The sequence below is a fragment of the Microbispora rosea genome (assembly GCF_900156315.1).
GTDB lineage: Bacteria > Actinomycetota > Actinomycetes > Streptosporangiales > Streptosporangiaceae > Microbispora > Microbispora rosea.
Window position 1 is genome coordinate 100,228 of the sequence record NZ_FTNI01000029.1, and the last position, 20,177, is coordinate 120,404.

21 protein-coding genes and 1 pseudogene are annotated in these 20,177 nt (G+C 67.5%); 6 read left to right on the plus strand and 16 right to left on the minus strand.

What is annotated here, in order from left to right:
• From BXA11_RS43440 to BXA11_RS43445, 3 genes are all read right to left on the minus strand, one after another.
• On the minus strand, nt 1–1,466 hold a 1,466-nt coding region (locus BXA11_RS43440), incomplete at its 3' end, for an NB-ARC domain-containing protein (protein WP_244303600.1).
• Nucleotides 1,453–1,902: a hypothetical protein gene (locus tag BXA11_RS32395; protein WP_143734648.1), complete on the minus strand. Its 450-nt coding sequence runs from the start codon at nt 1,900–1,902 to the stop codon at nt 1,453–1,455. The genes BXA11_RS32395 and BXA11_RS43440, both read right to left, overlap by 14 nt.
• Before the next feature lie 414 nt (nt 1,903–2,316).
• Nucleotides 2,317–2,466, minus strand: a complete 150-nt coding sequence (locus tag BXA11_RS43445) for a hypothetical protein (protein WP_159454875.1) — start codon at nt 2,464–2,466, stop codon at nt 2,317–2,319.
• Nucleotides 2,467–3,105: 639 nt separating this feature from the next.
• Here BXA11_RS43445 and BXA11_RS32400 point away from each other — a divergent pair.
• A complete protein-coding gene (locus BXA11_RS32400; protein ID WP_076440683.1) occupies nt 3,106–3,372 on the plus strand; it encodes a hypothetical protein in 267 nt (88 codons plus the stop codon).
• Nucleotides 3,373–4,541: 1,169 nt separating this feature from the next.
• Here BXA11_RS32400 and BXA11_RS32415 read toward each other — a convergent pair.
• From BXA11_RS32415 to BXA11_RS42625, 6 genes are all read right to left on the minus strand, one after another.
• Nucleotides 4,542–4,898 (minus strand): hypothetical protein, encoded by a 357-nt coding sequence (locus tag BXA11_RS32415; protein WP_143734649.1) that lies wholly within the window; start codon nt 4,896–4,898, stop codon nt 4,542–4,544.
• Nucleotides 4,899–4,960: 62 nt separating this feature from the next.
• Nucleotides 4,961–5,209, minus strand: a complete 249-nt coding sequence (locus BXA11_RS32420; RefSeq protein WP_143734650.1) for a hypothetical protein — start codon at nt 5,207–5,209, stop codon at nt 4,961–4,963.
• Nucleotides 5,210–6,411: 1,202 nt separating this feature from the next.
• A complete protein-coding gene (locus tag BXA11_RS32425) occupies nt 6,412–6,723 on the minus strand; it encodes a barstar family protein (protein WP_076440727.1) in 312 nt (103 codons plus the stop codon).
• A gap of 11 nt (nt 6,724–6,734) precedes the next feature.
• Nucleotides 6,735–7,130, minus strand: a complete 396-nt coding sequence (locus BXA11_RS32430) for an ankyrin repeat domain-containing protein (protein ID WP_076440729.1) — start codon at nt 7,128–7,130, stop codon at nt 6,735–6,737.
• A gap of 285 nt (nt 7,131–7,415) precedes the next feature.
• Complete coding sequence (locus BXA11_RS32435) at nt 7,416–8,054, minus strand: SMI1/KNR4 family protein (protein ID WP_076440731.1); 639 nt, start codon at nt 8,052–8,054, stop codon at nt 7,416–7,418.
• A 588-nt stretch (nt 8,055–8,642) separates the two neighbouring features.
• Nucleotides 8,643–9,140, minus strand: a complete 498-nt coding sequence (locus tag BXA11_RS42625; RefSeq protein WP_143734651.1) for a hypothetical protein — start codon at nt 9,138–9,140, stop codon at nt 8,643–8,645.
• A 409-nt stretch (nt 9,141–9,549) separates the two neighbouring features.
• On the opposite strand from BXA11_RS42625, the gene BXA11_RS32440 reads away from it, so the two are divergent.
• A complete protein-coding gene (locus BXA11_RS32440; protein ID WP_076440689.1) occupies nt 9,550–10,308 on the plus strand; it encodes a hypothetical protein in 759 nt (252 codons plus the stop codon).
• 402 nt (nt 10,309–10,710) lie between these two features.
• Here BXA11_RS32440 and BXA11_RS32445 read toward each other — a convergent pair.
• The 5 genes and pseudogenes from BXA11_RS32445 to BXA11_RS32465 form a co-directional block, all read right to left on the minus strand.
• Nucleotides 10,711–11,073: pseudogene (locus tag BXA11_RS32445) on the minus strand (single-stranded DNA-binding protein); the annotation flags it as partial.
• A 76-nt stretch (nt 11,074–11,149) separates the two neighbouring features.
• Nucleotides 11,150–11,332: a hypothetical protein gene (locus tag BXA11_RS32450; RefSeq protein WP_076440691.1), complete on the minus strand. Its 183-nt coding sequence runs from the start codon at nt 11,330–11,332 to the stop codon at nt 11,150–11,152.
• Nucleotides 11,333–11,732: 400 nt separating this feature from the next.
• Nucleotides 11,733–12,881, minus strand: coding sequence for a DUF932 domain-containing protein (locus BXA11_RS32455; RefSeq protein WP_076440693.1), 1,149 nt, complete (start codon nt 12,879–12,881; stop codon nt 11,733–11,735).
• An 89-nt stretch (nt 12,882–12,970) separates the two neighbouring features.
• Complete coding sequence (locus tag BXA11_RS32460; RefSeq protein ID WP_076440695.1) at nt 12,971–14,581, minus strand: hypothetical protein; 1,611 nt, start codon at nt 14,579–14,581, stop codon at nt 12,971–12,973.
• Nucleotides 14,582–14,695: 114 nt separating this feature from the next.
• Nucleotides 14,696–15,154 (minus strand): single-stranded DNA-binding protein, encoded by a 459-nt coding sequence (locus BXA11_RS32465; RefSeq protein ID WP_076440697.1) that lies wholly within the window; start codon nt 15,152–15,154, stop codon nt 14,696–14,698.
• 467 nt (nt 15,155–15,621) lie between these two features.
• Here BXA11_RS32465 and BXA11_RS32470 point away from each other — a divergent pair, with 467 nt between their 5' ends.
• From BXA11_RS32470 to BXA11_RS32480, 3 genes are all read left to right on the plus strand, one after another.
• Nucleotides 15,622–15,861, plus strand: coding sequence for a hypothetical protein (locus tag BXA11_RS32470; RefSeq protein WP_076440699.1), 240 nt, complete (start codon nt 15,622–15,624; stop codon nt 15,859–15,861).
• A 227-nt stretch (nt 15,862–16,088) separates the two neighbouring features.
• Nucleotides 16,089–16,460 carry a DUF6247 family protein gene (locus BXA11_RS32475; RefSeq protein WP_083744742.1) on the plus strand — a complete coding sequence of 124 codons (372 nt, stop codon included), beginning with the start codon at nt 16,089–16,091 and terminating at the stop codon, nt 16,458–16,460.
• The gene (locus BXA11_RS32480; RefSeq protein ID WP_076440701.1) at nt 16,461–16,715 is read left to right on the plus strand and encodes a hypothetical protein; all 255 of its coding nucleotides are present in this window, start codon (nt 16,461–16,463) and stop codon (nt 16,713–16,715) included.
• A 551-nt stretch (nt 16,716–17,266) separates the two neighbouring features.
• Here the strand turns inward: BXA11_RS32480 and BXA11_RS32485 are convergent.
• Nucleotides 17,267–18,352, minus strand: coding sequence for a tyrosine-type recombinase/integrase (locus BXA11_RS32485; RefSeq protein ID WP_076440703.1), 1,086 nt, complete (start codon nt 18,350–18,352; stop codon nt 17,267–17,269).
• Between the two features lie 174 nt (nt 18,353–18,526).
• Nucleotides 18,527–18,958, minus strand: a complete 432-nt coding sequence (locus BXA11_RS32490; RefSeq protein WP_143734652.1) for a hypothetical protein — start codon at nt 18,956–18,958, stop codon at nt 18,527–18,529.
• A 547-nt stretch (nt 18,959–19,505) separates the two neighbouring features.
• Here BXA11_RS32490 and BXA11_RS32495 point away from each other — a divergent pair.
• Nucleotides 19,506–19,958, plus strand: a complete 453-nt coding sequence (locus tag BXA11_RS32495; RefSeq protein ID WP_159454877.1) for a site-specific integrase — start codon at nt 19,506–19,508, stop codon at nt 19,956–19,958.
• Nucleotides 19,959–20,177: the final 219 nt, after the last annotated feature.

Consider the following 20,177-nt stretch of genomic DNA (forward strand, 5'->3'; position numbering starts at 1 on the left):
GCCGATTGGTAGGCGCCGGCGAGGTTGTTGCGGGAGGTCAGCGTTAAGGGGTGGTCGGGGCCCAACACCCGCTCGCAGTCGGTGAGGGTGCGCTCCAGCAAGAGGATGGCGCGGGTGAGATCGGCCAGCTCGTACAGGTACCGGCCGCACCAGGTAAGTAACCGGAGCAGGTCGGCTGTGAGGGCGTCGCTGTTTTGCGCATGCCGGTTGAGCGTGTCGGTTTGTTCGACGAGCATCTCGACCGCGGCGCGGGCTTTCCAAAGCTGGTGCCCGTCCGGCACGGTGGTGTTGAAGGCATGGAGCAGGGCGGTGGCCTGGCTCATCACGGTGTCGAGGTCGCCTTGGTGGGCGGCGCGTTCGCGGAGCACACCCTGCACCAGGCGGTGCATCAAGACCGCCGTGCCGTCCTCGGTGAAGGTGATCAGCGAGGTGTCGGCCAGGTCGGCGAGCATCTCCCGGACCCGCACCTGAGGGTTTTCGTCGTCGCTCAGGCCGTTCAGCATGGCCAGCGGAACGCCGGCGGGTGACAGCACCGCCAGGATCGGCAGCACCTGGCGGGCGACGGGCAGCGCCGCCTCGGCCTGGGTCACCGACAGCAGGATCGCCTGCGCGATGCCAGCCGGGTAGGCGTCGCCGGACTGGGCCAGCAGGTAGTCGCCGATGGTGAAGGTATGCAGCAGGTCCAGGTACCCGGCATAGCCGAGCCGGAGCCGGACGATGACCGCGGCGGCCTGGGCCAGTGCCAGGGGCAGGTGCCCCAGCTCGACGGCCAGCTCGACGGCGCCGTCGAGGTCGGTCAGGCCGGTCCGGACGTGTAGGAAGTCTGCCGCCTGCGCGGAGGTGAAGACCTCGACCTCAAGCGGCTGGTAGGCGCGCAGGAAGGCCCGGTTGCGGGTGGTGATGACCACCCGGGTGGCGCCGGTGGCCGGGCACCAGGATCGCACCGCGCCCACATCGGTGGCGTTGTCGAACACCAGCAACACCGGCCGGGTGGTGGCCGCCAGCCAGGCCTTGGCCCGCGCCGCCGCCGCAGCCGCGTCATCGTCCGAGTGGCGCTCGCCAAGCCGGCCGGCCAGGCTGGCGAGGCCGGTCAGGATCTGGTCAGTGGTCTCGGCTGCGATCCAGGCGACCACCGGCCAGCCCGCGGCTTGGCAGGCCCAGGCGTAGGAGGCGGCCAGCATCGTCTTTCCCACACCAGGAGTGCCCGCCACCGCGCAGATCGCCACCGCCCCGCCAACGGGGATCTCGTCGCCCAGCAGGTCGGCCAGGCGCTGCAGCAATTGCTCGCGCGGCTGGAACCCCGGCGGGCGCTGCGGAATGTCCCCCTCGACGATCTGACCCGGCGCCCGCTCCGGTGGGAGCGGGTAGTAGTGATGGTGTTCGACGCCGACAGCCTTTTCGATGAGATTGCGATGGAACTCGATGCGGTCCCCGCCGGTGCCGCTCAGCGGCTCATCCCCGGTCATCGCCGTCGCCGTCCACCGAGCTGGGCGTCGGTGGCGGTGCCGACGGCGTGGGCCCGGTCACCTGCTTGCCGACGACCGTGCCGCCGAAGGTGCTGTGGTGGAACTCAATGTGGTCGCCGCCATAGGTACGCCGCTCACCGCCGGATTCGGTGCGCTGTAGGGGTGATTCGGCCGGTGGCGTCTGCAGGACGCTCGCCTCGGCAGGCGCTGCTGCGGCCGACGGGGATGTCGCCTGCCTGGCGTCGGCGCGCACCTGCAGCAGCAGGGCCACCACCGCCACGACCAGACCGGCGGCGCCGATGAACATGCTCACCACACTCGCCCGCTGATCCAGCACCTGCAGCAGCTGCGGCGGCAGATGCAACGGATCCGCGAAGAACCCGACCAGCCCCACCGCCAGCAGACCCACCAGCACCACGATCACCGAGATCGTCACCCACCGCCCCACCCGTGACCGGGGCACCGGTGCTGAACCATCCCTCGCCTGCGCCATGTCTCCAGACTGCTGCCCGGCCCGAGAAGTGTCGCCCGGAGTGACGAACGTGTTACCTCACCTCGTTCCCCAATGAATCGGGTTGTTTCCGGGACGGTTCCAGGGCGGCCGGCCCCGGACCGCGTTCCCCCAGGAGCGAGCGTCCCGCACACGGTCGCCGAAGTTTGAGCAACGTGTGAAACCTCGGTCTGCGAGATGAGGGGCGGAAGCCGCGGGGACAGAGAGCAGCCTGTCGCCCGCCTGTGCCCCGGCTGGCCCGACGCACCGCTCATGCACGTGCTGATCCTTCCGCTGCCTCTGGCACGGTGACTTCGACGTTCTCGCTACCTCAGCGCTGAGCCACAAGAGCGACCTCGATCAGGAACTTCTGATGACGGCCGGGGTGAGCCAGGCGGGTGAAGTTGTTGATCTATGAGATGAGGAGTCGATCCACATCTGCTGCTCGGCCGTGGCATTATCCGGCGTGGTCAGATCGACGTTGATCAGCACGTCCTGCTTCTCGGTCACGCCATCGGTAGTGCACTCGTTTCCACGACTTCGGCAGCCAGGCGCGGGAACAGTTCCGTGCCGAGCGGGGCGGCATGAGCCGGCTGGCACACCAGCACCAGGCAACCCGCGAAAACGACTGAGACCACCGCAGGGATACGCAACGCGGACTCCTGTGCGACGTAGGGGCCTACAGGAGACGTGGCACAGTAAAGATCGGTTGTTAGTCGTTCGCTTACGGATCAACCTCCTCGAGTCGCGTCAGGAGTGACATCGCCCCTGCCGTCGCTGATCCCCGTGCTCAGCGCGCTCCTTTCTTTCCCGGCTGCAGGTTTTCCTGGCCGAGGACCCACTGGTAACTGACCCTTGATCCACGGACTCGTCGTGCTCGAGCGGCCGGTCACAGGGTGAGCAATGCCTCGGCGCGAGAGTCGGCGGCGCGACGGCGCGTGGGCCGGACCTGCCTTATAGGGCACGGCCCGTACGGCACACGAGCGTACGGCCGGAACGCGTGTCGGTCGCCTGCCTGGCTTCGAGCGACGAGAGGAATGGGCGATGTTCGGTCGGCGAATGGTGGTTCTGGCAGCGCTGGTCGCGGGTTCGCTGCTCGCGGCTGCTTCGGGGGCGTCAGCGGATGCGAGACCCTGGACAGGGGGACTGATGAACGGAAACGGCTCGGTCAACGTCAGCGCGGACCGCAAGAGCATCACGATCTGCGATCTGGAGGCCGACCACGACTTCGTGGGCGCCGAGTACGAGACGACGTACGGCAGAACGATCAACATCCAGGCGGGCCCGGGCCGGCAGTGCGTGAGCGACTCCGTCTTCTTCGGCCGCATCCGTTCGGTGATGCTCTGCCACGGGCCCGACGTGAACCCCGAGGGCGGCTCCTTCAGGTGGTGCGACCAGCCCCACGCGACATCCTGAAACCGCTGCACAGCGAGCCGCACCTGCCACAATCACACTGGCTGAGAGCTGGTTCACAGGCTGAGGCCCGCTCACCCTGTCCTTTATGGGCGGAGACCAAGAGCGCCGCCAGTGAACCGGGAAGGTCTGCGACGACGGTGAAGGCCCCGCCACTGCCCGCGGAGGCGGGGCCGCAGTCCCAGCCATCAGGGTGGGCCAAGCGTCTGGCCGTCCCGGACAGCCAGACCCCGACGCGCTCGAAGATGGCGATCGACCGTCTGATCGCCCACCGTGAGGTCGGCCTGCGGGAGAAGACCCTTTACCGGATGCTGTATGAGACCGCCGCTCGTGCGGAGGAGATCTTGGGCCTGATCACCGAGGACCTGGACCTTGCCGGGCGCCGGGCGCGGGTGAAAGCCAAAGGCACCCGGGCCAAGACCCGCCGCCGCGGGGGGCTACTGGGCCCGGGTCCGCGCCGTGCTCGACGCCGATGTCTTCTACTGGGCACGGCAAGTGGCCGAGCGCGGAGCCGCCCGTCTCCTCAACGACCTACACACCGCGGTGAGCCTGGGACGACGACACTTTTGCAGTTCCTGCAGCGGTCGAGGCCCCCTGCCGCGCAGGACGGCGGGCGCGGCACTGACGCCGTCGGGCTGGCGTTGTGCGATCTGGTCGTGGCCCGGCTGCTGCCGCCGGGCTCGGCGATCATCATGGCGGTCGATGACACCTTGTTCAAACGGTCGGGTAAGAAGATGTTCGGCGCCGCCTGGCATCATGACGGTGCGGCCAAGGGGCCAAACCGATCGGGTTCGGCAACTGCTGGGTGGTCGCCGGGATCATCGTGCAGTTGCCGTTCCTGTCCCGGCCGCTGTGCCTGCCGGTGCCTACCAGATTGTGGCGTCCCGGACACACTGGCAAGATCGCGTCCGCCCGGGACATGGTTGAGACGATCGCCGCCGGCTACCCCACCCGCTTGGTGCACGCCGTCGGCGACGCCGCCTACGCCGGCGAACATCTACGCGGCCTGCCTGATGCGATGACCTGGACCAGCCGGCCTCGGCGAACCCACCGGTGGCATCCCTTGGGACGAGGCGTTCGAGACGAGGCTCCGAAGCAGGGAACTACACGGAGCGGGTTGGAGCGAGCCGGGACCGGCAGTCGCAGGACCTTGACCCGGCTCAGCAGCGCTATCAGTTCGGATCCTTGATCTCGAACAGGTCGAGACGGTAGGGCAGAAGCGCCGCGATCGGCTCCCAGCGTTTCATGCTCATCGTCAGGATGGGCCAGTCGAGGTGCTGGGCGACCGCGACCGCATGCGCTGCCCCCGTGTCCGGCGTATCACCCAGATAGGTGAGCACGTCAGCGAGCCGCGCGCTCTCTTCCTCGTCGGATATGAACGCGATCCAGACATTCGAGAGGATCTTCAGTGTGCCTGAGAGGATCAGCCTCTGGTCCGGCGTCAGCGCCGCTTCGGCTACCGCCATTGTGAGGGCGGGGACCGTGGTGCGAAGGTCGTGTTCGTCGTAAGCCAGCAGGAGTGCATGCAACTCCCGATCGGCTCGGCCTAGCTCCGTTAGGACAGTGTCATCGAGGACGAATCCGAGCGCTGTCACCGGCCCCGCTCGCTTAGATATGCGGCGTGCTGAGCGGCCCGCGCGCGAGCGCGCTCCATAAGCTCCCTATCTGCCTGCACCTCGTCATGGACTTGCTGGGCTGCCTGCCGGGCACGGGTCTCGTCGCTCTCGTACCGCTTAACCAGGTCGGCGAGGACCTGGGAGAGGGTGGTTCCGCGCCCGCGCTCGTCAGCGATCGCACTGATCCGATCACGCAGAGGCTTGGGCACCTTGATGGTGGTCATGTCAGCAGTCATACCACAAGGCTACTCGGTATACGGATAGTATTCCAGAGACAAGAGGGTGGCTGTAAGGTGGCCCACAGGACGACAGCCTTCCCCAGCTCGGCGGGGTGAAGCGAGTGAACATCTCCGCACGCCCCTGGAAAGCGTCCTGGACAGCCTCCCCGTAGCCCGGGCGGGCGTAGGCGAGCGCACGAAGCCGCACTGACGCAACAGCGCCTGCACCTGCTGCAACCGGGTCAGGTCATACGCGGCGTCCAACGCCTCCTCGCACTCCGCACGGAACCGGGCCCGTGTGCGACAAGGGAAGCGCCTCGAAGATCGCGGCCGGGTGCTCACCCGGATCGTGTGACCCGATGGGGGGTTGCGCCCCTTGCGCTTGCTGGCCTACCAGACGCTGGCCAAACGTAGATGCGATTGCATGGCGACGCGGGAAATATACCAAACAGAATGAGGTTTCTGTCTGGTTAGACTTAAGCATCCTCCCCTGTCGAATTGCGCTCGTAGAGGGATCAAGGCGGCGGCGCGGCCCGTCGCCCGCCCGCCGCACGACCACCGCGCCGTGCCCCACCACCTCGCTAACCCCCGGCACGCCGCCGCTCAGACCTACGCTCCGACCACCGGCCCCGCCCGCTTCGTGGCGCCTTTGACTAGCTTGACACCTGTGACCACCGATGATCAGCGTGACTCTCTGGCGCGGGAGCTGCTTCGTCTGAGCCTTCCTGAACTAGTGGACGTACTCCGTCGTGTGCTACCCGCTTACACAGAACAAGGCAACAGCGTGCCCTCTACGCTAGTCCTTGCCGAAATCTCCTGGCTGCCAGGCAGAGACCCGTCATTGACTCAGCCCTTCATTGAGGCAGTTGCCTGGCCGGACCGTGACTACTACAACGGTGGCTTCGGGCCAGCCCCGGCGAATTACGAGCAAGGCAGCTGCCCCAGCTGCGGCCTGGAGGTGACTTCCACAGCCAAGCACGCCTTCTGCCCACTGTGCGGGACGCTCTGCCAGCTCACCTAGGACGGCTGTATCACCGCCTACCTCACGGTGCACATGCCTCCGGCGGGGGCCTCGGCTCCGGGATGATCGCCCGCGCCTCAGCCGAGACCGTAGCTGGCTGAGGTGCAAGCCTGATCATCCCGCCCGCCATCGACCCGGCGGCCTTGGCCCGCTTCCACTCCGGGCGGGTCGACGGCAAACGGGGTGATCAGGCAGGCGGAGTGTGCGCGCCGCGCAATTCGAAGGTGAAGCGCTCGCGCCAGTTCCATTCCGCGTCCTGTGCCTGAACGCACGTCAGAATCCTGCGGATCTTGTCGAAGACCTCGGTCCCCAGGTTCGCCCTGCTTTCCTCCCAATGGGTCCACACCAGCTCCACCGGGCGTTCTACGTCGGTGCTCAACCTGTCCCGAAGCGCGGCGAGGTTGTGCCCGTAGTAGGGACCGAAGTCCAGCGGCCCCGCCAGTATCCGGTGGAAATCAGCTTCCGACCTGACCTGTCGGCCATCAACGACCACGCGCATCCTGCCGCCCTTCACATACGGGGTTCTGCTGGAGGAAGCTCCGGGCAGGGGTTCGGCATGGTGCCGCCGTGACGGCGAGCGATGTGGGCCTCAAGCAACCGGACCGCCAGTCCATGACCGTAGTGGAAGGCGAAGAGTCGCGGGATTGTTCCATCGGGGCCCGAGCGTTCGGGATCGGCCCCATAGGCCAAGAGCACAGCGGTGCCTGCAGCGTCCAGTGGCTCTCCGGTCTGGATTGCTCCGTCCGCCTCCACGTCGATCGCATGCATGAGCAGGGTCATGTCGGACCACACCTCATTCGGGTCGGCACCGGCGTCGAGCAATCGGGTCAGTTCCCTCAGGTCGCCGTGCTCCACCGCGAAATGTGCCGGAGTCATCGGCTCGTGGGATGTCGCCTTATGTTCCATGACGGTGATCAAACCAGAAGGTCTCTGCATTGGGACAAAATCGACTAGCCCTTCCCTGCAGAACAAAGTGGGAGTGCGCGCATCGCATACACCGCAGGTCCTGCGCCTGGCCGCCGGGCCATTAGCGGGCCATTAAGGAGGGTAACGAGGGGGCAACCGCGGTCACTCGTGACCGACCCCAAGCCCAGGTCAGTGCGCCTAACGGCCGTGATCCATGCAATTCCCAAGCTGACAGCGCGGGTTCGATTGCCATCACCAGCTTCCATCTTCCTAGAGGACGGGCGGTCAGCCGAGGCCCACTGGCGCCGGAACGAGCGGCTCACCGTTCAGCGAACGGCAATCCTCACCCAGGTCCCACCACAGTTGCCCATCCGAGGTCAGGTAGGGGTACTCCCCGCGGACACCGCATCCGAAGTACAGGGCTTCAGAGACGTCGCCCAGGTACGCGGCCAGGCTCGGCCACGCATCGGAGAAGTCTCCACCGCCACCGTGCCCTGCCCATCCGAGCCGGCCATGATCGGATTCCGGACGCAGATCGATGATGTGGGCGTTGCCGTCCGCGCTCACTCCCCAGGGAATCCATAGGGGATGCCACCAGGGCTCATCCTCCCAGGGTTGCACCACGAAACCACCGTTGTCCGAGGCGGTCTCCATGCAGATCTGCCAGTGCTCCGCGATACCCGACGCGGAGAGCGGTGACGACTCCGGCAACATGCTGCTCCAACCGCTCAGCCCGTCATGGCACTTCAACGACTCCTTCAGCTCATCGGGGAGCCGTATGCCCAGCACCTGCTGCGCAAACTCCAACGCTTCTGCGGTCGCCGGAGGATTGAGCATCGCCAGATCGGCCGGCGCATGCGCAGCCAGCCAGGCATCAATTCGGCGCCACGACGACGACACCGAAGACACCGTGCCCTCACTCATGCGGCCCATACTGGCCTACACCTCACACACGGCAAAACGCTCCTCAACGCACCGCTAGTTCACATGCCAGATTGAACGGCGATCAGCGGTGAATCATGGGGACTCACGGTCACTCGACCATCGCTGAGCTGGACACCCGTTTTCAGCTCAGCGAGGGAAGATCACTAGTCGATTCCCAAGCTGATAGTCCGCGTTCAATTTCCGGCCCCGAGGGAAGCTCCCGCAAGAAGATCGATAACGAACCTTATGTCAAGGTCGGATGATCGGAGCCGCTCGTCAGGTTTCCCCGTCGCTAAATTCACCGGATCTGGTTGCCGCAAGAACAATCGCGCATGGCGAGCGTTCCTCGCCGCCTACGAGCGGCGCCTGCTCAACGTGTTCACTCACGAGGGGCACCGGCCGCTCCACGGGTGCCTTCAAACGGGCGCCAAATACGACGAAGCAACCGCGTGGTCGCATCGCGCGGGGAGGCGAACCCAAGAAGACATCTGAGATCGCAGCTTGACATCTAAGCGCATGGGATGTCTGGGGGCCGGTCCCGGCCGCCGGCAGCTCGGTCCGTCCGCCAGTAGCGAGCACCCTGTCACCTCATGAGGTCGAGGGAACTGGCATCCCTCTTTCGGCCTCCAGCACCGCACGCTCACCCAAGGGACGGCTGAGCCGTACGGTCACCTGGTTGAGGATTCCCACAGCGGTGCAGGCCCGTGCCCCCACATGCACGTGCGGGTGCTCCTCCACCACGATCAGAACCGCATGCTCAGACTCCACGGCGCGGGCGGTGTAATCCGCGCCACAAGCTCCAGCGGACAAGGCCCCAACAAACTCAGCGGTAAGCGTCTGTCCGTCCCTATGCACGGTCACCTTCTCGATTGACAGAACGCCGAGACTTCGGCCATATCCCTCCCGCCGAGGAGGTGTTGGAGTAGCACCGACGCCATCTCTCGCGAAAGCTTGCTCATAACGTTCAAGAGCCTGCCGTATCTGGGCATCGAGCCGCCGGTCGTTCTCCGTGACCATCCACCACAGCAGCGCCGCCAAAACCAAGGTGACCGAGGCGGCGAACGCGACCCCGCGCTTACGCGTCATACACATGAAACGTCGGCCGGTACTTCTGGGTTCACACGATCTAACGATCGGGAGCGTGTTGCCGTCCTCCCCGCTGCTCAAGCGTCCCGGCCGAGCCCGCCGAGTCAAGGGCGCCTACGGCGTCGCTACGCGATCAGCTTCGCTGACCCTTGACACGGTGGTCCCGTCCTGGGTGTCGGCAGCTACAAGGAGGACGGGGGCGGAGCAGGGGCCGGGGGCGCTGCCGCGGGTCGTGTACGTGATCGTCGTGCAATTAGCCAGGGTGACGAGGGGCAACCCACGGTCACGCGTGACCAGCCCGAAACGCCGCTTCCATCTCCTTTGCTGCCGACCGGGGAGACCGATTCGCTAAAGTAGCAACCTTCGGATGGCGCAACCTTCCGGAGTCTTCGAAGGTGAACGCCCCCCGATGAATCTCAACCAGACACCCGCACTGTTCCGTCTCGACGCCGCGTTGAACCGCATGGCCGTCACCTTCCATGGCATGACCGCCCAGCCTGACGAGCACAACTGTGAGTGCCACTGGGGCAGCGCCGAAGAGCTCGCGCAGTTGAAGGTGCCGGACGTGGAGCTGGACCTCGATCTCCTGCGCCGCACGTGGCAGGCCACCGACTGGAGTGACCATGCATCGGTGTTGCGCCGTATTCTGCCTCAATTGTCGAGGGCCCTGGTCAGGGGCCTCGTCGAGCCTCTCTTCGGTATGGAGGAGGTCGGACGTGCATTCGCTCGCGGCCAGTGGCAGCAGTGGCCTGCCGAGCAGACCGCAGCGGTACGGGAATTCCTGAACGCCTGGTGGGCCCACACTCTCATCGACACGGATCCTGCTGTGCCTGCGCACGAAGTCCTCGCTCTGTGTGCCGAAGCCTCTGCCACGCTCAGCCCATGGCTGCACGTCTGGGAGGCGCAGACGTGCGCCGTGGCCGACCAGCACATCGCCGAAGCGGTGACGCACTGGGAGTACGACTTGCTGGGAGATCAACTCCCGTGGGGAGGGTGGGACAACGAGGAAGAGATGCGTACCGAGTTGGCGGCCTGGCTGATTCGTCACGCCCCTGCCCGACTCCATGCCAGGAACGCTCCCGTAGAGCTGCTTCACCGGATACGACTGCTCAGCCTTGCCGGCCCCGCCCGCTGGGAGGACCCTCACTGGCCTGGCCACCGCTACTGAGTCAACGCCCACCACGAATCGGCCGCTCCTGGCCGTCATACAACACAAGATCCGGAAGTGGGCGCGGAATGATCTTCCCGCAGTCGAGAGGGACCGAGCGATCACGCGCATGTCAGCGTGTCCGCGAAATGGCGATCCACTTGCAATCCGACGCTCTCGGCGTGCGCTTGCCGACCTCGGCGCGGCTGACGCCACGCTCGCGCATATGGCCTGGTGTGGGGTCCATTATGGCTGGCCGGTTGTGAGCGACCGCATGGTCGACCTGCGCATCGTGGCGCCGGGCGTCAAAGTCGAACCCCTGCCCTGACTTGGGCAGCGTGGGACTCACCGTGAGCAGGGTTATCACGCGGCGGCGGGTGTCGGCCAGGGCCGCTGATCTTGTAGATGGGCGATCGGCGGGGCCTTGACCTTGGTGACCGTTGCGGTGGCGAAGCGGAGGGAGGGGCCGACCTCGTCGGCCTCGAGTTCGTAGACGGTGCGCTTGTCGCCGGTGTCGGTCTCGTAGCTGCGCTGGCGCAGGCGGCCTTGGACTATGACGCGCATGCCGCGCTGGAGGGATTCGGCGATGTGCTCGCCGAGGTCGCGCCAGGCGGTGCAGGTCAGGAACAGGCTGGTGCCGTCCTTCCACTCCCCCGTCTGACGGTCCTGGTAGCGGGGCGTCGACGCCACCCGGAAGCGTACGACGGCGTGGCCGCCTGTGGTGAAGTGGCATTCGGGGTCGTCAACGAGGTTGCCGACGATGGTGATGGTCGTCTCGTTGGCCATCGGATGTCCTCCGTTCGTTGAGAGCTTGGATACGTGAGGGCGCGAGGGCGGGTGCCCCCGCGCCGGTGCCGGGCTGCTACACCTTCCGGTCGGCGACGGTTGCCAGGCGGTTGGCCTCGATCGCCTCGGTGATGCAGTTCTGGCAGATCCAGCTGTGGTCGGTGCAGCGGAACAGCTGCTCGATCTGGGTCGTCTGTCCGCAGCGGCCGCAAGTGCTCAGGTCGGTCAGGCCGAGCGGGGTGTCGAGGGTGAGGGTCATGTCCTGCTCCTTGTCGCCGGGGTCCCGTGCCGGGGTCCCGCGCCGTGTTCTGGTGAGGGAGGACCCGCAGGCTGAAAGGGAGGGAGGGCAACCGGGCGGCCCGCGCGGTCAAGATGTTTTGCGACAGCAAAAGATCTTGACCACGCGGAGTGAGCGGAGCGAAAGCCCGGTTGCGTGAACGACCGCGCCTGCGACACTGACCGACCAGAACACCGGGCACGGCTCAACCCGGCACAGTGGGAGCTCGCCAGGACATGACTCCTCGACACGCGACCGGTCGCCGACCGCACCCGGCCGTGGACGACCTCGTCGATTCGGTCCCGCCGCTGCTCCGCGAAGCGATCTTGTCTCGCCCGCCGGGAGCGGGACGGCCCTCTTGCTGGACGGGTGGGGAGGGTGTTCAGGCGCTGGCGGCGGCCAGGTGCAAGGCGCGCAGTGCTTGGGCCTCCATGTCGTGGGCGGTGTCGGCGTCGTCGATGGTTTGGGCGACGCTGGTGACGGCGTGCATCACCCCGCCGGCGGTCAGGTCGCCGCCGCGGATGAAGTGGCGCAGGATCTCGCGCTGCTGGTCGTCGGTGAAGCGCAGCTTGGTGGCGACCGCCTTGATGGTTGTGTCGGGGTCGGTGATCTCGGCCCCGGCGGCGGCGGTCAGTTCGCGGATTTTGGTGGTGAGGTAGTCGGTGTCGAGGAAGGTGGTGATGGCGTCGCGGGTCTGGGCGGTGATCAGCTGCAGGTTCTTGTCCTGGGTGTCGCTGCTCCACCGGACCGCGCTGCCGCTGCCGTCGAGGCGGCCGCCGATGTGGACGTGGCGGTGGGCGTCGGCGGTGATGGTCATGCCGTTGCGGCAGACCTGCACCAGCAGGCGCGGGGTGATGGTGAACGCGCCGCAGCCGGTCTCGCTGTTGCTGATCACGAATCCGGCGAACACCAGCGGGTTGTCGGCACCGGCGGCGCCGGTGAATGGGCTGCGGTAGTTCCTCAGGAGCTCGGGTGCCAGGGCGGCGACCTGCTCGCACACCACCCGCACATACATGCGCCGTTCGGTCAGGTCGCACCCGTCGATGTCGACGTCGACCCCGGCCAGCCGCACGCCGTCCAGGGCCGCCATGAGCACATCCAGGTTGTCAATGATCTTGTAGCGGTCGGACAGGAACGCCCGCGCGACCCCGGGGGCGTCACCGGTGCCACGCAGGCCGCGCAGCAGGAAGCGGCGGTCGTCGGCCTGTAGCCAGGTGTTGATGTTGGCCTCATACAGGGCGGGCTGGTGGGCGCGCAGGCGCCGAAGATACGGCAGGGGGATGCCGAGCTTGTCGGCCAGGCCCTGGTCGCAGATCTCGGTCGGCAGGTACAAGCCCGTGCTGTCGGTCACCCCGGCCTCCGACAGCACCGGTGGGGTGTCGATCAGCTGCAGGTGCGTGCCGACCGCGCGGATCCGCGCCGTGGTGACCGGGACGTCGACCTTGCGGGCGTGCTGGTCGCGCAGCAGCGCGTGCAGCTCGGCCAGGCCGGCGTTGCGGGCGGTCAGCGGAACGGGGACAACGGTGCTCATCAGCGATTCCTTCCATGCGAGACGAACAAGGCCCGGCCTGGTGGCCGGGCCTATCGGTCCAGTTGCGGCGATGTGATGGGGCGAGCGGATCAGGCGGCCGCCGAGCACGGTGCGCCGTCCCCAGCGTCGGGGTCGGGGGCGGTCTGCGGGTCTGCCCAGGCGTCGGCGTCCCGCGGCACGGCGGTGCTCGTCTCCTCCGGGCCGGGCTGCTGTGGCGGTTCGCCGGCGGCGGGAGCCTGCTCGGGCTCGAGCTCCTCGGCGGGGGCGTCCCCGCGGTACGGGAGCCCGTCGATGATCGCCTGCTCGATCGGTGTCGGCTGGTAGCCGAGCTCGACCAGCAGGGATAGGTAGGCACGTGCGTCGGCGCGGCTGACCGCGCCGGTCCGGTCGTGCCGCCAGATGAAGCGGGCCGAGTCCGGGACAGTCATCTGGTGCTCATAGGCCACGACGATCGGGGCCAGGGCCAGCAGCGGCAGCCGCCCCGGCCGGACCGCGGCCGTGCTCGCCGCGTCAGTGTTGCCGGCCAGCTTCGCCCACACGGTGGTGTGCCGGGCGCTGGTGAGCTTGTCCCGCAACGGGGTGGGCATCTCCACGAGCTGCCGGGCGACCCAGGCCAGCACCGGTTTGGGTGCGGTGGCGCGGGCCAGCAGGGCGGCCACCCACTCCTGCCGCACGGTCGCGCTGGCCTTCCATACCCGGTTGCCCTCGATGACCAGCTTCCGCTCGAGCTCGTCGGCCTTGGCCAGCGCGGCCGATCCGACGGCGGGAGCGCCCGGTGCCCCCGGCGGGGCGTAGCCGTGCCGCTTGGGGCTGGTGCAGTAGGCCACCGGTGTGGGCGTGCCCCGGCTGCGCAGGAACACCCCATGCCCCTCGCAGGTGGTGTGCGTGTCGGGGTCGAAGCCTTCGGCGACATCGGCCAGGCGAGTGAGGGTGAGCGCCCCGGCGGGGATGTCGTCGGTCACGCGGATTCCGGCCTGTTCCAGCTCGGCGCGCACCCGGGCGCGCTCGGCCGCCTCGGCCCGCTCGGTGCGTATGTACTCGACGGCGTAGCGGACCTTGTGTCCCCAGCCGACCCTCTGGTGGATCTCCGCCAGGGCCTCTTCGTCGCCGTCGAACTCGGCCAGCAGGGCCAGGTCCTCCAGCGTCCAGTCGTGGTTCATCTGCTGGGCGGCCTGACGAGTCGTCGCCGACAGCCGTCCTGCGGTGATGGCCCCCGCGACCTCTTCGCGGGTGCGGCCGGTGAGCTTGCGGATGCGGGTACGGCTGGCCCCGGCCTGATATGCCGCGAACAGCGCCTGGGCCTGCTCGAAGGCGGTCAGCCCGCGCCGGTAGTCGTCGTCGTTCTCGACCACCATGTCGATGAACTGGCCGGCGCGGTCGCCTGCCTTGGCCAAGTCGATCAGGCACAGCAGGTCGGGCAGCTGCTGGTGGCGGGCGGCGGCCAGGCGCCGGTTGCCCTTGGTCACCCAGAACCGGTAGCCCTCCTCCCCCTCCCCCCGCGGGTGGTCGTCGGGGATCGGAACGACGTGCACGGCGACCTGCTGCTCGGCGGCCAGCGATCGGCAGAACGCCTCGGTCAGCGCGTAGTCGGCCCTAACGTTGCCGGGGTGATGGTCGAGCAGCCCCAGCGGGATGCGGGCCAGGCGGACCTGGTCGGTCTCGCGCAGGTTGTTCTCCCAATCGACGGCTGGTGCGGACATGCGAACTCCTTCGCGTTGAAGCGGGACAGGAACGAAGAGAGGAGCGGGCCATGTGCATGGCGCCGCGTCGACGCGTGCGGGCGGCCCGGTGAAGGGCCGCCCGTAAGCGAGGGATCAGGCGGCGAGCGGGGTGGCGGGCCCTTCCACGGCCGCGGAGGCGCCCTGAGCCAGACGGCGGGGTGCAGCGGCGACCGGCCATGCGGCCTGTTCCTCGCGCACCGGGCTGTAGCGGGTCGCCAGCCCCAGATCGGTGGCGATCACCCTGATCACCGCCCGCACGACGGGCTTGCCATCGCGGTTCTTGGTCTCGTAGGTGCGGGGCATCAGGTCGCAACCCCAGGCCATGACCAGGTTGCCCTTGCGGTAGGACTCGTGCGCGCGGATCGCGGCGACCCCGTAGACGACGACCTCCACCTGCCGGGTGGGGACGTAGGTCGAGCCGTCGCGGCGCGGGGTCGGCGGCCCGTTGACCTCCAGCACCGCCGACCACATGGCCGGCGCCTCATGGTCGGAGGCGAAAAAGCGCGGGTCGTAGGCGATCCTGCCAGTCAGGCTGATGTGGATGTCGAGCACGGGTCCTCCCCCTCATCGGCGGCCCCGGATGGGGCTTGGTGTCTTCCGGCCGGGGGGAGCCGCCCTGCGGCGGCGTCCCCGTTCCGGCGAGGAGCGGACGTCTCGACGGGCTAAGCCGGCGCATAGTCAGCTGCCGGAACAGGGGTGACGCCTCAGGCGTGACCACGCCCGGACACCAGGCCCGGCGAAGACCGACGCTCGAGGAGGACCCGTCCGACCCTCTGCACCAGACCAGGGAGCGCCCGCACATCGCACGACTCGAAGGCTGCTCGCCTCGTTTCCGGTCCTACGGTCTGTCCAGCGGGCAGCCTCCTGGCGTTTCGCCGCGCTTTACACCAGAAGGTGCCGTCCTCGCCGGGAGGGCCATTTATCGGAGGCAGGAGGCGGAGCAGGTTGACGCCAGACAACGGTTCTTGGATCGTCGGCAGCGAACCGGCCGGAACCCTATCCGCGGAAGGGTCGAACCCATGGCGATGCCGACCATAATCCGAATCGTCTCCGATGAGGAGTACCGTCCCGAGCGTCACAAGGTCGGCTCGGCCCCTCGCCGAGGCAGCTGCAGCTGGCACGGCGGGCCGCATCAAATCACCCGATCAATGCAGCTGGAGGAAGAACGCGCGAATGGCGTACGGGTGGCGCTGTATGGGATGTGCGATGCGGCGCGTGCCGAGATCATCGAGCAGGTGCAGCGGACGGCCGGCGACTGAGCGATCACGGCCTGAGGCGACACCGGAAACGGCCAAGGACTTGATCCGGCAGTACGCGGCCGGGGCCAACAGCTGGACCGTCACCCGCTCGAGGCAGGGAGACCAGCCTTCCCTGGACCCTGGCTCTACTGAGCGGCGATTTCGCCGACCCACGACGGCTAGGCTTGAGCGAGATGTCGCGACTCGCGTGCTGAGCCAGGACACCAGTGAGCTGAGGAGGTAACGGCATGACCGCCGAGTCACACGACTTGCTCAGTGTCCGGACGCCTGAACAGATCGTGAAATCCCTGCAGGCCGACCGGACTCCGCGCAACATTCGCGCGTGCCTGCCTCCTGCCGACCGCGAGTACTTCGACAGGGACTATCGGCGGGCCATGGCCAAGGCCACAGAGGAACTGGACCTCGCGCCGGTGAACGCTCTGCTCGCGCACTGGTGGCACATGGCCAGGATGAAGGCGACTGGGGAGTACGAAGCGGTCCTGGAACGCGGTGCTCGTATCCAGGAGCAGATCGAACGTGGCGAATATGTTCCGGGCAGGCCGTTGCGGGAGGTTCTTGCCGAACGGGCATCCGTGCTCGGCGTGGAACTCGATCTCTAGATGTACACGGTCGGCATCAGCAAGCAGGTAGACGAGCAGATCGCCGCCCTGCCTGCAGAAGCGCTCGCGACGTTCCACGAAGCGATCGTGTTCCTTCAAGTCGCGCCATGGAACGGCAACCCCTTCGTGGGAGAACGGCCAGACGCCCCGATGCGGACGCAGACCTTTGGCGACGGCGGTCGAGGCATGGTCACGTACCTGATCATCGAGTACCGGCGCTTGGTGGAGATCATTCAAGTCACCTGGTACGGCTGAACGCTCAGAGAACACAACAGCACCATCGCTCATGCGCTCTGAGCCTGGTGGAGGCTCGATTCCCTGAGGTGATCGGGTCATGGCGCGTCCGTCCCCATCCGGCAGCACTTCGCGAGCGCGCGGTACGCATGGTCGCCGAGATCGGTCTCGAAACGACCCCATGCAGTGGGCTGCGATGTAAGCGGTCGCGGCGAATCGGCGTATCGGCGCGGCGGAGACGGTGCGCACGTGGGTTCGCCGGGCCGGAATGAACGGGGCCAGCGGCCGGGAACGACACCTGCGCAGGCCGAGGAGATCCAGCACCGGCCGACCTCGGCGAACCTGATGGTGGCGCCCTCTGGGACGAGGCGTTCGAGCCGCCCATGTAGCGGCAGCCCCATGTGGCAACCTCGCGGCGCTATGTCATCCAAGACGGCCAGGCGCTACGCCTCGCCTGTCTGTATGACGAACCGGGCGACCTGCGCTGGGCGCAGCACGTATGGCGGTCCGTGACGTATCTGCCTTGAGCTCTGCGACGCGGATGACGACAGTGCCGCTTCAGACGGCGGCGATCAACCATCGCCCCGTGGGGACGTCGATTGTGAGGATCGCGGCGGCCGGGCCTTGGGCAAGATGAGCTTGTCGGTGGCCTCCTGACGGCGCCGCTCGGGCCGCCGGTCGTACTGGGCGGTTGTGGCGGGGGATGCGTGCCCGACCAGAGCTTGGGTCGTGGCCAGGTCGACGCCGGCGTCGAGCAGTTCGCCAACGAAGGTGCGGCGGAAGTCGTGCGGGGTGCGGCGGGCGACCGCAGCCTGGGCGTAGCGTGCGTCGAGGATGGTGCCGAGCGCGCGCGGTGTCATGTGCACGGGCCGGCCGCGCGCGTCGACGCGCAGGCGGCCGCCCTTGCGCAGGGGCGGGAACAGGGCGCCGGGGGTGCGGCCGCGGGCCGCGATCCACTGTTCGAGGCGGGCCATAGCCTCGGGGATGAGGTAGACCAGGCGCTCCTTGCCGCCCTTGCCCCGCACCCGCAGTGACCGGGTTCCCGGGTCGTAGTCGGCGAGGGCCAGGCCGGTGAGCTCGGCCCGCCGGCACCCCGTGGAGTACAAGGCGGCGAGGATCGCCCCGTCCCGGGCGCCGGCGACCCGGTCGGCCTCGAGCCCGGAGGTGGTGGCAGCGTCGCACACGCCCAGCACGGCGGCCAGCGATTCCGGGGGAACGTGCGTCCCGGCTGGTAGCCGGGTGCCCTTGACCGGAGGCAGGTCGCTGGCACGGTCACGCTGCTCGGCACTCATCTGGCCGAGCCGCCAAGCCTCCTTCAGCACGCGACGCAGCGCCACCAGATGCTTGTTGATGTATGCAGGCGCCCAACCCTGCTCAATCAGCAGGGTGCGGATGCGGCTGGTATGTGCGTACGTGAGCTGCCCCCAGGGCAGGGTGGCTCCGAAGTTGTCCCGTTCGGTCCGGGGAAGCTGCTTCCAGTGCTCCTCGTCGAGGCCGGCGACCAGGCAGGCGATGCGGTTAAGGCAGCCGCGCATGGTCCGCTTGGATTCCTCGCTGTTGAGGGAGTCCAGGTAGACGTGGAACGGTGACCGCTCGGGTGCGGCCGGCACTGCGGGCAGCCGGTCGCCGGAAATTGCGACCTCGGGCAGGGCCGTCATGCGGCCTTGTCCTTCCACACATCGGCAGCGTTCGGGGTTTCGCTGTCCGTTTGCGTGACCACCCTCTCCGCGAGGGCGGGGCGGCCGGCGGGGATCTGCTGGGTGAGTTCCGCCTCCATCAGCAGGCCGTTCTGGGGGCATTCACCAGTTCTCCCGGCGTACAGTCTGCCGGGCTCATCCGGCGAGACCGCGCCGCGCGCCGTGGAGACGGACCGCGGCCACCACCAGTGCGGCGTGCAGTTGCACATCGCGCGCCTGGTAATGGTCGAACTTGAGACTCAGAACGCGGTCGCTCTCCTCGCTGTCATTGCCGGCGTCGTACCAGTAGTAGGCGACGGCGAGGTATGCGACCAGGCCGGCTACCGGGTGTTCGCCGGAGTGGCCCAGCTCGGAGTCCACCCAGTAGCCGCGGTCGTCCTCGTCACCTTCCCAGTGCAGCCACGTCGCGAACGAGGAGAGGCCGTGCTTCAGGCTCTGGGGAAGGCCGACGATGAGACCGGGCACCTGTTCGACCCTCGGGATGAGCGCGGCCCGGAAGGCATCGCAGTGCTCCTGCCGATCCTGGGGTGTGATGGTCGGCGTGCCCTCTGCTGGAGTGTCAGTCACGGTGGTGCTCTCTCCTCTGCCGGCCTGGGTCACTCATGATCATATCAGGATTACTTCCGGGAACAGCGCTTCCGTGAAGTTATCAGGAGATGTGGCTCCGTTCCCGCGGGTCGGCCTGGGAGGGCTGTGAGGTCGTCCGCCGTCACCGCGATGGTCTTGAGCACCTTAGGACACGTCACTGTATGGCGAGCCTCGCGTCGGCACGATCGGAACGATTGCAGCGGCCGCATCGCGATCTGGAGACCGAGCTGACGGGCGTGACATGGCGGGCCAGTGGGCTGATCCGTTTTCGACTTGGAGAGACGGGAAGTTCGCCGACACGACCTGCAACCGCGTCGCGCGCACAAAGGCTCCAACAGAAACAATGAGCCGCCCACCACGTGTGGCGGCTCATTGTTATTCCCTGCCGGTCAGGTGACGGGCTACGGAGCCCCTACGCAGAAATTCAGCATAGATTTGATGCAGCAGAACTGCATATCGATAATGGGCGTCGACAACTTCTCGCCCTTCGACAGCCATGCTTTCGCCGAATCGTTCCAGGCGAGAGATGACCCCTTCAAGCAACCCCATGACGTCCGCCCGGCTCGGCCTGAATATCCCCTCGTCGACAAAAAGGATCACCTGGGTCACATGTTCGTCGGCCTGCCCCGCCCGCGTCACCCAGCAATGGCTCGATGTCATCACTTCGCGCGGTGTCCAGACCGCGGTCGTCCGCGGCGTCGACCGCAACGGCCACTTCCGGAACAGGCTCACCGCCCAGTCCATCGACCTGCGCGTCAAAGCCGCAGCCGAGGCAGCCGGCCTGGACAACCCAGGCAGCTACTCCGCCCACTCACTCTGCGCCGGCGGCGCGTCGGCCGCGGCCGCGGCCGCCGCCGGCCGTTCCATGCTGGCCATCGCCCGCCACGGCCGCTGGGTCGAGACCTCACCCGTCGTCCACGGATACGTCCGCACAGGAGACATGTGGCGCGACAACCCTATGCGCGGACTCGGCGTATAGAGAGGCTTCTCGAGAACAACCCGATGCTGCGCGTGGGCTTATGACCGGGGCGGCAGCCGTACAGGTGCTTCGGGTGCGGCCGCTCCATGCTGTTCACATTCCGGCGCGCCGGTGGCTCATGTCTTCGCTGATTGTGCCGGGACATCCGGCAGGTGACGTGCGGCGCGACACCTCGAGCCACGCTCGACTAAGGGCCGGGGCAATCCGTAGCTCCGGGAA

Excerpts from the sequence above, each read along its gene's own strand:
- BXA11_RS32400 (WP_076440683.1), top strand. The coding sequence starts at position 3,106 with ATGAACGGAAACGGCTCGGTCAACGTCAGCGCGGACCGCAAGAGCATC.
- BXA11_RS32420 (WP_143734650.1), bottom strand. The coding sequence starts at position 5,209 with ATGACCACCATCAAGGTGCCCAAGCCTCTGCGTGATCGGATCAGTGCG.
- BXA11_RS32425 (WP_076440727.1), bottom strand. The coding sequence starts at position 6,723 with ATGCGCGTGGTCGTTGATGGCCGACAGGTCAGGTCGGAAGCTGATTTC.
- BXA11_RS32430 (WP_076440729.1), bottom strand. The coding sequence starts at position 7,130 with ATGGAACATAAGGCGACATCCCACGAGCCGATGACTCCGGCACATTTC.
- BXA11_RS32435 (WP_076440731.1), bottom strand. The coding sequence starts at position 8,054 with ATGAGTGAGGGCACGGTGTCTTCGGTGTCGTCGTCGTGGCGCCGAATT.
- BXA11_RS42625 (WP_143734651.1), bottom strand. The coding sequence starts at position 9,140 with ATGACGCGTAAGCGCGGGGTCGCGTTCGCCGCCTCGGTCACCTTGGTT.
- BXA11_RS32440 (WP_076440689.1), top strand. The coding sequence starts at position 9,550 with ATGAATCTCAACCAGACACCCGCACTGTTCCGTCTCGACGCCGCGTTG.
- BXA11_RS32450 (WP_076440691.1), bottom strand. The coding sequence starts at position 11,332 with ATGACCCTCACCCTCGACACCCCGCTCGGCCTGACCGACCTGAGCACT.
- BXA11_RS32455 (WP_076440693.1), bottom strand. The coding sequence starts at position 12,881 with ATGAGCACCGTTGTCCCCGTTCCGCTGACCGCCCGCAACGCCGGCCTG.
- BXA11_RS32460 (WP_076440695.1), bottom strand. The coding sequence starts at position 14,581 with ATGTCCGCACCAGCCGTCGATTGGGAGAACAACCTGCGCGAGACCGAC.
- BXA11_RS32470 (WP_076440699.1), top strand. The coding sequence starts at position 15,622 with ATGGCGATGCCGACCATAATCCGAATCGTCTCCGATGAGGAGTACCGT.
- BXA11_RS32475 (WP_083744742.1), top strand. The coding sequence starts at position 16,089 with ATGACCGCCGAGTCACACGACTTGCTCAGTGTCCGGACGCCTGAACAG.
- BXA11_RS32480 (WP_076440701.1), top strand. The coding sequence starts at position 16,461 with ATGTACACGGTCGGCATCAGCAAGCAGGTAGACGAGCAGATCGCCGCC.
- BXA11_RS32485 (WP_076440703.1), bottom strand. The coding sequence starts at position 18,352 with ATGACGGCCCTGCCCGAGGTCGCAATTTCCGGCGACCGGCTGCCCGCA.
- BXA11_RS32495 (WP_159454877.1), top strand. The coding sequence starts at position 19,506 with ATGACCCCTTCAAGCAACCCCATGACGTCCGCCCGGCTCGGCCTGAAT.